Source organism: Pseudomonas sp. SMN5 (assembly GCF_052041925.1).
Classification (GTDB): domain Bacteria; phylum Pseudomonadota; class Gammaproteobacteria; order Pseudomonadales; family Pseudomonadaceae; genus Aquipseudomonas.
In genome coordinates, this window is the sequence record NZ_JBKGGX010000001.1 from 43,877 (window position 1) to 57,159 (window position 13,283).

10 protein-coding genes are annotated in these 13,283 nt (G+C 62.8%); 4 read left to right on the forward strand and 6 right to left on the reverse strand.

Going from position 1 to position 13,283, the window contains the following annotated elements; translation table 11 throughout:
- The first annotated feature begins 45 nt into the window (after positions 1-45).
- Positions 46-963, forward strand: coding sequence for a sugar kinase (locus ACLEJR_RS00190; RefSeq protein WP_440811322.1), 918 nt, complete (start codon positions 46-48; stop codon positions 961-963).
- 136 nt (positions 964-1,099) lie between these two features.
- Here the strand turns inward: ACLEJR_RS00190 and ACLEJR_RS00195 are convergent, their stop codons facing one another.
- Both ACLEJR_RS00195 and ACLEJR_RS00200 read right to left on the reverse strand, forming a co-directional pair.
- Positions 1,100-1,375 (reverse strand): peptidylprolyl isomerase, encoded by a 276-nt coding sequence (locus ACLEJR_RS00195; RefSeq protein ID WP_440811325.1) that lies wholly within the window; start codon positions 1,373-1,375, stop codon positions 1,100-1,102.
- 45 nt (positions 1,376-1,420) lie between these two features.
- On the reverse strand, positions 1,421-3,958 hold the full coding sequence (locus ACLEJR_RS00200; protein ID WP_440811327.1) for a PAS domain S-box protein: 2,538 nt from the start codon (positions 3,956-3,958) through the stop codon (positions 1,421-1,423).
- 123 nt (positions 3,959-4,081) lie between these two features.
- Here ACLEJR_RS00200 and ACLEJR_RS00205 point away from each other — a divergent pair, with 123 nt between their 5' ends.
- Positions 4,082-5,197, forward strand: coding sequence for a PilT/PilU family type 4a pilus ATPase (locus tag ACLEJR_RS00205; RefSeq protein ID WP_440811329.1), 1,116 nt, complete (start codon positions 4,082-4,084; stop codon positions 5,195-5,197).
- A 128-nt stretch (positions 5,198-5,325) separates the two neighbouring features.
- On the opposite strand, the gene ACLEJR_RS00210 is transcribed toward ACLEJR_RS00205, so the two are convergent.
- The 4 genes from ACLEJR_RS00210 to ACLEJR_RS00225 form a co-directional block, all read right to left on the reverse strand.
- Positions 5,326-7,281, reverse strand: a complete 1,956-nt coding sequence (locus ACLEJR_RS00210) for an acetoacetate--CoA ligase (protein WP_440811330.1) — start codon at positions 7,279-7,281, stop codon at positions 5,326-5,328.
- Positions 7,282-7,501: 220 nt separating this feature from the next.
- Positions 7,502-8,275, reverse strand: a complete 774-nt coding sequence (locus ACLEJR_RS00215; RefSeq protein ID WP_440811782.1) for a 3-hydroxybutyrate dehydrogenase — start codon at positions 8,273-8,275, stop codon at positions 7,502-7,504.
- A gap of 10 nt (positions 8,276-8,285) precedes the next feature.
- Positions 8,286-9,677 (reverse strand): GntP family permease, encoded by a 1,392-nt coding sequence (locus ACLEJR_RS00220; RefSeq protein ID WP_440811332.1) that lies wholly within the window; start codon positions 9,675-9,677, stop codon positions 8,286-8,288.
- Between the two features lie 304 nt (positions 9,678-9,981).
- On the reverse strand, positions 9,982-11,397 hold the full coding sequence (locus ACLEJR_RS00225; RefSeq protein ID WP_440811333.1) for a sigma-54 interaction domain-containing protein: 1,416 nt from the start codon (positions 11,395-11,397) through the stop codon (positions 9,982-9,984).
- A 164-nt stretch (positions 11,398-11,561) separates the two neighbouring features.
- On the opposite strand from ACLEJR_RS00225, the gene ACLEJR_RS00230 reads away from it, so the two are divergent.
- Positions 11,562-11,777, forward strand: coding sequence for a TIGR02450 family Trp-rich protein (locus ACLEJR_RS00230; protein WP_440792605.1), 216 nt, complete (start codon positions 11,562-11,564; stop codon positions 11,775-11,777).
- A 157-nt stretch (positions 11,778-11,934) separates the two neighbouring features.
- The gene (locus tag ACLEJR_RS00235) at positions 11,935-13,269 is read left to right on the forward strand and encodes a methyl-accepting chemotaxis protein (RefSeq protein WP_440811337.1); all 1,335 of its coding nucleotides are present in this window, start codon (positions 11,935-11,937) and stop codon (positions 13,267-13,269) included.
- Positions 13,270-13,283 lie beyond the last annotated feature (14 nt).

Genomic DNA, 13,283 nt, shown 5'->3' on the forward strand with positions numbered 1-13,283 from the left:
CGCGATAGCGGCCTGCCAGACACCACAGAATGATCAGGAACCCCCATGAGCAACCCCACCCCCCGCATCGCCCTGATCGGCGAATGCATGATCGAACTCCAGCAACGCGCCGACGGCAGCCTGCAGCAAAGCTTCGGCGGCGATACCCTCAACACCGCGGTGTACCTGGCCCGCGCCTTGGGCGACAAGGGCTCGGTGGATTACGTCACGGCCCTGGGCGATGACAGTTTCAGCGACGCCATGTGCCGCAGCTGGGCCGAGGAAAACGTTGGCCTGGAGCGGGTCCAGCGCTTGCCCGGACGCTTGCCGGGTCTGTACTGCATCCAGACCGACGCAGCCGGCGAGCGGCGGTTTCTGTACTGGCGCAACGAGGCGGCGGTCCGTGATTGTTTTACCACGCCGGCTGCCGCGCCGATCCTGGCGGCGCTGGTGGACTACGACGTGCTGTATTTCAGCGGCATTACCCTGGCGGTGCTCGGCGAGCAAGGGCGCGCCAGGCTCATCGAAACCCTGGTCGAAGCGCGGCGCCGTGGCGCCCAGGTGGTGTTCGACAACAACTACCGGCCCAGGCTCTGGGCGTCAGTCGAGGCCGCCCGCGCGGCGTATGGCAGTGTCCTGCCGTACGTGGAGCTGGCGCTGTTGACGGTGGACGACGAGCAGGCGCTGTTCGGACATGCCGACACGCAGGCGGTGTTCGCCGCCTATGAGCGCTTCGGCACGCCCGAGGTGGTGCTCAAGCGCGGCGCCGAGGCCTGTCTGATCCGCTGCGACGGCCAGTCCTATGAAGTGCCCGCTCAGCGCGTCGAACGGGTAGTGGACACGACTGCGGCGGGGGATTCCTTCAGCGCCGCGTACCTGGCGAGCCGCTTGCTCGGTGGTAGCCCGACCGAAGCGGCCGAGGCGGGGCATCTGTTGGCGAGCCGGGTGATTCAGGTGCCGGGGGCGTTGATTCCCAAGGACTGAAAACACCGAAGCCTGGGGCGGCCCCTGTGGCGAGGGAGCTTGCTCCCGCGGGACTGCGCAGCAGGCCCAAAAAACTGGCGGCTGCTGCGCACCCGAGCGGGAGCAAGCTCCCTCGCCACAGGGGCGCTGCTCCATGCTAATCCCGGTAGAACACCTGCACCAGGTGATACCCGAACTTGCTCTTGATCGGCCCATGCACCACCCGCAGCGGTTTCTTGAAGATCACCGCATCGATCACCCCGACCATCTGCCCCGGGCGCACTTCGCCCAGGTCGCCGCCGCGTTTGCCGGAGGGGCAGGTGGAGAACTTCTTCGCCAGCACGTCGAAGGCTTCGCCCTTGGCGATGCGTTGCTTGAGCTGTTCGGCTTCTTCGGCGGTTTTCACCAGGATATGGCGCGCTTGGGCTTTCATTGCTGCGGTGACCTGAACGTAACGGGGCGGCGATTATGCCTCAAGTCAGGAGACATGGTTGATCATCGCTCGGATCTTGGTCGCCAGCAGGTCCAGGGTGAAGGGCTTGGCAACCATGTCCATGCCATGTTCGAGGAAGCCCTGACGCTCGGTGGCTTTCTGCGCATACCCGGTCATGAACAGCACTTTCAGATCGGGCCGGTGCTGGCGAGCGATCTCGGCCAGTTGTCGGCCATTCATTCCCGGCAGCCCCACATCGGTCACCAACAAGTCGATTCGGCGGTCGGTTTCCAGCCATTCGAGGGCCTTTTTCGCGTCCTGGGCTTCCAGAGCCGTGTAGCCCAACGCTTCCAGTAGATCGAAAACCAGCATCCGCACCGCGGGTTCGTCTTCCACCAACAACACGGTTTCCCCGGCGATGGCCGCCGGCACGTCGGTCGTTTCCACCGCCGCAGGCTGTTCGACGGGCGTTACGTGCAGTCGCGGCAGGTATAGCTGCACTCGCGTGCCCTGGCCTGGCACGCTGTCCAGGCTCAAGTGCCCGCCGGACTGCTGGGCGAACCCGTAGATCATGGACAAACCCAAGCCGGTGCCCTGGCCGATGGGTTTGGTGGTGAAGAACGGATCGAAGGCCTTGGCCAGCACAGCGGGGGTCATGCCGCTGCCGTTGTCGCTGACGGCGATCATCACGTAGTCCCCGGCCTTGACCGGTTCCAGGGTGCTGATATCGCTGCCGTCGAGGTAGACATTGGCGGTCTCGATGGTCAGCTCGCCGCCGTCGGGCATGGCGTCCCGAGCGTTGATGACCAAGTTGAGCAGGGCGTTTTCCAACTGGCTGGCATCGGTGCTGACTGGCCACAGTTCGTCGGTCAGTTGCAGGCGCAGCAGGATGTGATCGCCGGTGGTGCGGCTCAGCAAGTCTTCCAGTGACTGGACCAGTTCATTGGCGTCCAGCGGCTTGCGGTCCAGGGACTGGCGCCGGGAGAAAGCCAGCAGGCGATGGGTCAGCGCCGCGGCGCGGTTGGCCGAGGACACCGCTGCTTCGGTGAAGCGACCGATCTCGGCAGCCCGGCCGTTGGCGATGTAGCGCTGGATCAGGTCCAGGCTACCCAGAATGCCGGTAAGCATATTGTTGAAGTCGTGGGCGATGCCACCGGTGAGCTGGCCCACCGCTTCCATTTTCTGCGCGTGGCGCAGCGCTTCTTCGGCACGCTCGCGCTCGAACATCTCGCTCTGCAGACGCTGGTTGGCTTCGGCCAGTTGCTGGGTGCGGGCGATGACCCGCTCTTCCAGCGTTTCGTTGAGGTTGCGCAGCGCCTCTTCGGTTTTCTTGCGCTCGGTTTCATCGATCACAAAGATGTAGAACCCGTTCACCGCGCCGTCTGCCCCGTGGCGGGGCAAGTAGTTGGTCAGCGCGTGACGTGGGCGGCCGTCACGATGCGCCGCTTCTACGGGGAAGCTGCAAGGCTTGCCCGCCAGCGCCCCGGCGATCTGCTCGGCCCGGACTGCGTAGGCTTCTTCGCCCAGCACCTCGCGGATGGTCTTGCCGTAGAGCTCCTGTGGGGTCAGGCCGTACCAGTCCAGGTAGGCGCTGTTGTTCAGCCGGAACCGCTCTTCCCGGTCGACGTAGCTGATGAGGATCGGCATAGCGTTGATGATCAGTTGCAGCTCAGTCTGGCTCTGGCGCAGCGCCTGTTCGGTGCGCTTGCGCTCGCTCAGATCCAGGGCGGCGCCGAGAAAGCGCTTGGGCCGCCCGTGACGGTCCTTGTAGCAGCGGCCGCGCACATACACCCAGCGCAGTTCGCCGTCGGGCTGCAGCAGGCGATACTCCTCGGCGTATTCGGTGCCGTGGGTGATGCAATGCTTGATGCTGCGGGCAACGGCGGCCCGGTCTTCGGGATGCACACCCTCCAGGTAAGCGCTGATAGGCAACTGTCGCGACAGGCTCGGATCGACGCCATGCAGCAGGGCGAAGTGCGCGTCGGCAACGAAACGATCCTCGCTGATGTCCCAATCCCAGGTCCCGAGTGCGTCGGCGGCGGCCAGGGCCAGTTGCAGGCGTTCCTCGCTTTCCTGCTGGGCCTTGAGACTGGCCTCCGAGCGCCGTTCGAACTCCAGGGCCAGGCGACGTCGTTCGCTGGTCTCGATGGCAGTGATCAGGACGCCGGCGACGCTGGCATTTTCGTCGTGTACCGGGCTGTAGGTCAGGTCCAGCCAGACATCGCAAAGGCGACCGGCAAAGGGGACGCGCCAGAGTTGATCGCGACAGGTGTGGGTCTGTCCTTGCAACACGCGCTGGTAGATCGCTTCGGTCACGCCCTTGAGTTCGGGCCACGCGCTATGCGTAGGTTGGCCAAAGGCATGGGGATGCTTGTCGCCGGCCAGACGGGAAAAGGCATCGTTGTAGAGCTGGACCAACTGCGGCCCCCACAGCAAGGCCATCGGCATCGGCGAATGGAGCACCATGTCCACCGCGGTGCGCAGACTCTGCGGCCAGGTTTGGCTGGCGCCCAGCGGGCTTGAGGTCCAATCCATTCGGGCAAGCAGGCGTTGTGTATCGCTGCCGGCGGGTATTGCGTTCATCACGGAATCCCTGGATGTCGTGGTGTGTCGACTATCCTCTGAAGAAGGAAAGCGCGGGTTGGTCTGTAAGGTCGCATGTTCGGGTCAGCTTGTTTCATTGATGTCTCGCGGAAGCTTCAGTCCATGGAAATCGATCCATTGTTACGAATCCTGGCCAGCCAGGATGGTTCCGACCTCTACCTGTCCACCGGTGCGCCGCCGTGCGCAAAATTCGAGGGTGTGCTCAAGCCGTTGGGCACCCAGGCGTTCAAGGTCGGCGACATTGCCAGGCTCGCCGAGTCATTGATGGACGCCGAACAGCGCCTTGAGTTCGATCGAGAACTGGAAATGAACCTGGCGATCTCCCTGGCCGGCGTCGGGCGGTTCCGGGTCAATATCTTCAAGCAGCGCAACGATGTGTCCATGGTGATCCGCAACGTCAAGCTGGACATCCCGCGTTTCGAGGACCTGAAACTGCCGTCGGTGTTGCTCGAAAGCGTCATGCACAAGCAGGGCTTGATCCTGTTCGTCGGCGCGACTGGCTCCGGCAAGTCTACCTCGCTGGCGGCGCTGATCGACTTTCGCAATCGCAACAGCAGCGGCCATATCATCACCATCGAAGACCCGGTGGAGTATATCCACCGTCACAAGAAATCGATCATCAACCAGCGTGAAGTGGGTGTCGACACCCGCAGTTTCCATGCAGCCCTGAAGAACACCTTGCGCCAGGCGCCGGACGTGGTGTTGATCGGCGAAATCCGTGACCGCGAGACCATGGAACATGCCCTGGCATTTGCCGACACCGGGCATCTGGTGATCTCCACCCTGCATGCCCATAACGCCAACCAGGCCCTGGATCGAGTGATCAATTTCTTCCCGGAAGAGCGTCGGCCGCAATTGCTCCATGACCTGGGCAACAACCTCAAGGCTTTCGTGTCCCAGCGATTGGTACGCACCCGAACCGGCGGACGCCGGGCGGCGGTGGAGGTGTTGCTGGGCTCACCGACGGTGGGCGACCTGATCCGCCGCAACGAACTGGGCGAACTCAAGGGCATCATGGAAAAGTCCGAAGAGATGGGCATGCAAAGCTTCGATCAGGCGTTGTTCAACCTGGTGGTCGAAGGCGCCATTGATGAGGAAGAGGCGCTGAAAAACGCTGATTCGGCGAATAACCTGCGCCTGCGCTTGAAGCTGCATGCCGAGTCCGGCGCGGCGGCTGCACCTGATAGCGCGGCGGGGGATTGGGGGTTGGTGGAGTGATTTGATTCGGGCAGGATTTCCTGTGGCGAGGGAGCTTGCTCCCGCTCGGGTGCGAAGCAGCCGCAAGAAGGCCTGCTCCGCAGTCCAGCGGGAGCAAGCTCCCTCGCCACAACAGCGTCTTGCAGTGCCTATGTAGCCAGCTCCGGCCGATCCCGAAACTGCTCCAGCGCCTCGGGGTTGGCCAGCGCATCGGTGTTCTTCACCACTTCGCCATGCACCACATTGCGCACCGCCAGTTCCACCACCTTGCCACTGATGGTCCGCGGGATGTCGCTGACCGCCAGGATCTTCGCCGGTACGTGACGGGGCGTGGTGTTGGCACGGATGACCTGGCGGATCTGCGCCTCCAGGTTTTCATCCAGCGTCACGCCGTCGCGCAACCGCACGAACAGCACCACCCGCACATCGCCTTGCCACTGTTGACCGATGGCGACGCTGTCCAGTACCTGTTCGACCTTTTCCACCTGGCGATAGATTTCCGCGGTGCCGATGCGCACGCCACCGGGGTTGAGCACCGCGTCGGAGCGGCCGTGGATCAGTAGGCCGCCGTGGGGCAGTTCCTCGGCGTAGTCGCCTTGGGCCCAGACACCGGGGAACTGGCTGAAGTAGGAGGCGCGAAGTTTTTCCTGCCGGGGATCGTTCCACAAACCGATGGGCATCGCCGGAAAATGCCGGGTGCACACCAGTTCGCCTTTCTCGCCGATTACCGCTTTGCCAGCCTCGTTCCAGACCTGCACCGCCATGCCCAGGCTCTTGCCTTGCATCTCGCCACGCCGTATCCCGGACAGCGGGTTGCCGTTGATGAAACACGACACGATGTCGGTGCCGCCGGACATCGAGGCCAGGCACACGTCGGGCTTGAAGTCGCGGTACACGTAGTCGTAGCTGTGGGGCGCCAGTGCTGAACCGGTGGACAGCAGTGTCTTGAGGCTGCCCAGATCGTGGCTTTGCCGAGGCTTGAGACCCTGGCTTTCCAGGGCCGCGAGGAATTTAGGGCTGGTGCCGAACACCGTGATGCGCAGCTCATCGATCAAGTCCAGCAGGCGCTCGGGACCGGGGTGGAACGGCGAGCCATCATAAAGCACCACGGCGCTGCCGACGGCCAGGGCCGAGACCAGCCAGTTCCACATCATCCAGCCGCAGGTGGTGTAGTAGAACAGTCGGTCCTCGGGGCCGAGATCGACGTGCAGGGCGTGTTCCTTCATATGCTGCAGCAGCACGCCGCCGGTGCCGTGGACGATGCATTTCGGCACGCCGGTGGTACCACTGGAATAAAGGATGTACAGCGGATGATCGAACGGCACGCTGGTGAATTCCGGGGCGCCGCCGGGTTGGTAAAACCCGTCCCACAACGTTACGTCGGCCGTGGTCCTGAAGTCGTCCACGGTGGCATCGATGCGGGCGTAAGGCAGCACGATCAACTGCTGCAACGACGGCAGGCGTTCGAGGATTTCATTGACCTTGGCCCGCTGGTCGATGACCTTGCCGGCGTAGCGGTAGCCGGCGCAGGTGATCAGCACCTTGGGCTCGATCTGGCCGAAACGGTCGATAACGCCCTGGGTGCCGAAATCCGGTGATGAACACGACCAGATCGCCCCCAGGCTGGTGGTGGCGAGCATGCCCACCAGGGTCTGCCAGGTGTTGGGCATGCACGCGGCCACTCGGTCGCCCTGGGTGACACCGGCGGCCCGCAGGCTTCGTTGCAGGCCAGCGACGTGGGCGGCGAGTTCGGTCCAGGTCAGCTGTTCCTGGCCGCCACTCTCGTCGACCGCCACCACCGCCACGGCGTCATCGCGACGGCGCAGCAGGTGCTCGGCAAAGTTCAGCGTCGCCCCAGGGAACCAGCGGGCGCTGGGCATCTGTGGGCCTTCGACCAACACCTCGGTGGGCACCTGGTGGAAACGGATCTCGAAGAAATCGACGATGGCCTGCCAGAAGGCCTCGCGCTGGTCGATGCTCCAGGCATGCAGGGCGGGGTAGTCGTTCAATTGCAGTGAGTGTCGTGCGTTGACGAACCGGCGGAAGGCGTCCATGCGTGACTGGGCGATGCGTTCGGGGGCGGGTTGCCAGAGGAGATCGGACATGGGGTGCCTCTTATTCTTTTATCAAGCTTATAAACATTGCAGCACAAGGCGACCTTCGTGGCGAGGACACCCTTGTGACGAGGGACGCTTCTGTGGCGAGGGAGCTTGCTCCCGCTGGGTGGCGCAGCCGCCCCAAGAAGCTTAGGGCCGCTTCGCGCCCCAGCGGGAGCAAGCTCCCTCGCCACGGAAAGTCCCTTGTTACAGTGGTAACGGCATGACGTTACTGAGCCAACCACCCACCATCGATATTCCACGCCGCGCCGCGCACCTGACTGCCCGCTTCGCTGCACAGGAACAGCACCAGCTCGCCCAGTTGCGGCGGGGTGACGAACTCCAGGGACGGTTGTTTCTCGGCCAGCAGGTCATGCTGCGCCTGTTGCGGGTCGACGCCGCTGGCAATCCGGTCGTCGATCTGTTTCTGCACCAACGGTGTCAGCACCCAGCCGGGGCAGATGGCGTTGCAGGTGACGCTGCTGGTGGCGGTTTCCAGGCCGACCACTTTGGTCAGGCCGATCACCCCATGCTTGGCCGCGACGTACGCCGCCTTGCCCACCGACCCCACCTGGCCGTGCACTGAGGCGACGTTGATGATTCGTCCCCAGCCTTTGGCGCGCATGCCCGGCAGGCTCAGGCGCGTGGCGTGGAACACCGAGGACAGGTTGATGGCGATGATCGAATCCCAGCGCTCCACCGGAAAATCTTCCACGGCGGCCACGTGCTGAATGCCGGCGTTGTTCACCAGGATGTCGACGCCGCCGAACTCACGCTCGGCGTAGGCGAGCATCTCGGCGATTTGTGCCGGGTCGCTGACGTCGGCCGGATGATGACCGACCTTGCCGCCAAACTGTCCCACTTCGGCAATCACCGCTGTGGCGTCGCCGAAGCCGTTGAGGATCAGGTTGGCGCCGGCCTTGGCCAGGCTCAGGGCGATGCCCAGGCCGATGCCGCTGGTGGAGCCGGTGACCAGGGCGGTCTTGCCCGAAAGAATTGTCATCATTGCAACCTCACACAATGCCAGTGGCGTAGAACACACCGATCACTACGAAGACCGCCAGGGTCTTGATCAGCGTGATGCAGAAGATGTCTTTATAGGCTTCCCGATGGGTCAAGCCGGTCACGGCCAGCAGGGTGATCACCGCGCCGTTGTGGGGCAGGGTGTCCATGCCGCCGCTGGCCATCGCGGCCACCCGGTGCAGCACTTCCAGCGGGATGTTGGCGGCGTGGGCGGCGCTGATGAAACTTTCGGACATCGCCGCCAGGGCGATGCTCATGCCGCCCGACGCGGAGCCGGTGATCCCGGCCAGCAGCGTGACCGTCACCGCTTCGTTGACCAGCGGGTTGGGAATGCTCTTGAGCCAGTCGGCCAGGACCAGGAAGCCGGGCAGGGAGGCGATGACCGCGCCGAAACCGTATTCCGAAGCGGTGTTCATCGCCGCGAGCAAGGCACCTCCTACCGCGCTTTTGCTGCCCTCGGCCAGTTTGCTGCGGATCGCCCGGAAACCGAACACCAGCACGATGATGATGCCCACCAGCAGAGCCGCTTGCACCGCCCAGATCGCGGTGAGCTTGGCGACGTCGCTGGTCACCGGCGCGGCCATGCCCGGCAGCGCCAGGCTGTGGCTCTTGCCGTACCACTGGGGAATCCACTGGGTGAACAGCAGGTTCATGACGCCCACCGCCAGCAGCGGTGAAAGGGCGATCCATGGATTCGGCAGCTTGAGGTCTTCGGCGGTTTCCGGTTCGTTGCGCAGTTCGGTGCCGTAGCCTTCGCCCAGGCGCTGGGCCTTGTTGCGTTGGCGTTGCAGGAACAGCATGCCGATGCTGAACACAAACAGCGTGCCGATTACCCCCAGCCATGGCGCGGCCCAGGCCGTGGTGTTGAAGAACGTGCTGGGGATGATGTTCTGGATCTGCGGCGTGCCGGGCAAGGCGTCCATGGTGAACGAGAACGCGCCGAGGGCGATGGTCGCCGGGATCAACCGCTTGGGAATATTGCTCTGGCGGAACATCTCGGCGGCGAACGGATACACCGCGAACACCACCACGAACAGCGATACGCCGCCGTAGGTCAGCACGGCGCAAACCAGCACGATCACCAGCATCGCCTGGCGCGTACCGAGCAAACGGATCGCCGCGGCGACGATGGAGCGCGAGAACCCCGACAATTCGATCAGCTTGCCGAACACCGCGCCGAGCAGGAACACCGGGAAGTACAGTTTGATGAAACCGACCATTTTCTCCATGAACACCCCGGTGAAGGCGGGTGCAACGGCCGAAGGATCAGTCAGCAGGACGGCGCCGAGGGCGGCGATGGGGGCAAAGAGAATGACGCTATAGCCACGGTAAGCGGCGACCATCAGCAGCGCGAGGGCTGCCAAGGCAATGATCACACTCATGGTGTGTCTCCTGGGATTGTTATTTTTGTGGGTGAAGCGGTGGGAGGGCTTTAGCGAGTTTTGTGCCAGGTACGTAACTTGTTGAAATACATAGGGAATTTATAAGTATGATCAAGTCGAAATGAAGGTTTGTCTCTGTTTTGAGATTTTCGGAAGGCTGCTGGCCTCATCGCGAGCAGGCTCGCTCCCACAAGGGGTGAGGGAAATTTCTGACGGACGCGTCCCACTGTGAGAGCGAGCCTGCTCGCGATGAGTGCGAAGCACTCCAAAAAAAACCGTCTACGAATAGAGATAGATCGTCTCTCTAGGGAGATTCCGCAATTCCCAGCGCCACCATCTTCTTATACAGAGTCGACCGTCCCAGCCCCAACCGCTGCGCCGCCTCAACCACCTTGCCTCCACATTGCGCTAGGGTGGTTTCGATCAGTTGCCGGTCAAATCGGGCCCGGGCCTGGGCGAAGGTTTCCTGGGGCAATGGCTCCAGGTGTGTGCTGGCTGAGCGGGTCACCGGTGTGAAGGTTCCGATGGCGGCGCGGATGTCTGTGGCGGTCAGCAGCGAGGTGTCGCTCAGTAGCGCGGCCCGTTCCAGCACGTTGCGCAGTTCGCGGATGTTGCCCGGCCAGGCATGTTGCCGCAGCAGGCTCAGTGCGTCGTCGTTCAGTTCGTGCTGGCTGCGCAACTCCTCGAGGATCGCTTCGCTCAGGGCCGGCAGGTCGTCCAGGCGCTCGCGCAGCGGCGGAACCTGGATTGGCAGCACGTTGAGGCGGTAATACAGATCGGCGCGGAACTCGCCACGCTTGATTGCGGCTTCCAGGTCCGTGGAGGTGGCGGCGATCACCCGCACATCGCTGTGCAGCACCTCGTTGGAACCCACCGGTTCGTATTCCTTTTCCTGGAGCACCCGCAGCAGTTTGCTTTGCAGCGGCAACGGCATGTCGCCGATCTCGTCCAGGAACAGCGTGCCGCCCTGGGCAATCTGCAACTTGCCGGGACGGCCCTTGCGATCAGCGCCGGTAAAGGCGCCGGGTGCGGTGCCGAAGAACTCGGCCTCCAGCAGCGATTCAGGAATGGCCGCGCTGTTGATACTGACGAACGCCTTGTTCGCCCGCGGCGAGGCGCTGTGGATCGACTGGGCCAGCAATTCCTTGCCCGTACCGGTTTCGCCGAGCAGCAGCACCGGCGAATCGGTGCTGGCGCTACGCCGGGCGCGGCGCTTGACCTCCAGGCTGGCGCTACTGGTGCCAATGAAGTGCGCGAAGTTGTACTTGGTCTGGCGTGCCCGCAGCAGCGAACGGGTGGAGGCCAGTTCTTCCTGCATGCTCTGGTAGCGTTTGAGCATCGGCGACAGGCTGTGCAACTCCCCGAACAAGGCAAAACCGATGGCGCCGATTACCGCGCCCGCACTGTCGTGGATCGGCAGGCGCATCACCACCAGTGGCTCCTTGGGCATGTCTTGCATGTCCAGCAGGATCGGTCGCCCGGTGCGCACCACTTCGCGCAGCAGGCTACCGGGGATCACGCTCTCGCAGGCCCGCCCAATCGCCTCCTGCGCCGAGTCCAGGCCGAAGCGCCGGGCGTAGCGTTCGTTCATCCAGACGATGTTCGCATCACGGTCGACAATCACCGTGCCTTCGCTGGATTGCTCGATGATCTCGAACAGCGAGCGGATCGCCAGGGTGCGAACCCGTTTGTAGTCCTTGAGGTTTTCGGTGGGGTTCATCAGGCATTCCAAAGAGGGATTTGCCACACCCGCGGACGGGCTGCCAAGAGCATGCATTATGCCGGGGAAATTGCAGCACCGAAGCTTCGCCGCGTTTTTTTGGGTAATCTTGTACATCTGTCATTGGGTGTACATGATTTTTTCCGTCTTTTTCTGTAGGGCATATGAACATATTCAATCCCCGCAAGCTGAAACTCTCCAAATGGACGGCCTGCGTGCCAGTCAATCGAGAGAAGCACTTTCTGGTCACTCGAGTGATCTGTGATGAAACGGATCGCCCCATTAGCGTTGAGCTTCAGGCGGTGCACAGCGGGCGCGCGGAACTGCTCGACTGGACGGAGCTGCGGGATGAGAAACGTTGGAGAATGGGTTGGCATTGAAATGCCTGTGGCCGTTACGTCTTCATTTATCTTGTACAAAAAATAAAAACTGTACAATTTTTCAGGAATGATGGCTTAATGACTCCTCCCAGTTAGAGGCATCGTGCCTTCAGGTCGGCTACGGCCTGGCACCCTACGTTTCCGGAGCGGCATCGCCATGTTCATTCGCACCCGCAAGCATCAGGAAGTCTTGCGTCCGATCCAGGCCAGGCAGGCCGCGCTCGAGGCCGAACGGGCCGCTTTCCATCAAGCCATGTCGATCATCGAACTCGATCCGTTGGGGCAAGTGCTCGACGCCAATTCACTGTTCTTGAAAATGACGGGCTACACCCTGGCGGATATCCGGGGCAGACACCACAGGATGTTCTGCGAGCCCGCTTATGCGGGCAGCCGGGAATATGCGTCGCTGTGGCAGCAGTTGGGGCAGGGCCTGAGTGTCGATGCGCAGTTCTTGCACCTGACCCGCGAGGGGCACTGGCTCTGGGTTGAGGCCAACTGCGTTCCAGTACTGAATCCGCGAGGAATACTGCAGCGCATCATCGTAGTGGTGCGTGACGTCAGCGAGCGTGTCCTTCGAAGCCAGACCGAGTCCAGTTTCAGGGGGGCGATCGACCGTTCCATGGCCGTCATCGAGTTCGATCTCAGTGGCCAGGTGGTGAATGCCAATGCGAATTTCCTGAAGGTGATGGGCTATCGGCTGGAGGAGGTCTGCGGTCAGCACCACCGTCTGTTCTGTCAGCCTGGCGAAGTACAGAGTGATGCCTACCGCAGATTCTGGGCGGGATTGAATCGCGGTGAGTACGTGACTGGACTGTTTCAGCGCATCGACAAGCAGGGTGCGACGGTCTGGCTGCAGGCGACCTATAACCCGCTCTACGACGCCCAGGGGAGACTGTACGGGGTGGTCAAGTTTGCTACCGATCATACTCGTGAGGTGGAGCAGCGCCGGAACGAATCGAACGCGGCGCGACTGGCCTTCGAGACATCGCGCCAGACCGATGCGCACACCCAGCGTGGCACGGCGGTGGTGCAGGAGACGGTGACCGTGGTGCAAAGCATCGCCGATGAACTCCAGCAGGTGGCGACGGGAATCAATGCACTGAGCGCTCAGTCCGAGGAAATAGGCAGCATTGTCGATGCCATCCGCGGCATCGCCGAGCAGACCAACTTGCTTGCGCTCAACGCGGCCATTGAAGCGGCGCGTGCGGGAGAGCAGGGACGCGGTTTCGCAGTGGTTGCCGATGAAGTGCGCAACCTCGCACGTCGCACGAGCCAGGCCACCGTCGCCATCACCGAGGTTGTAGGCAAGAACCGCGACCTCGCCAGGCAAGCCGTGACCAGCATGCAATCCAGCACGCACAAGGCGGAGCAGGGCGTGAAGCTGGCGAACCAGGCGGGCAGCGTTATCCTCGATATCCACCAAGGGGCCCAGCAGGTCGTGGGGGCGATTGGCGAATTTGCCCAGGCGTTGGATCAGCGACGCGACAACTGAGTCCCAGGGGCGGG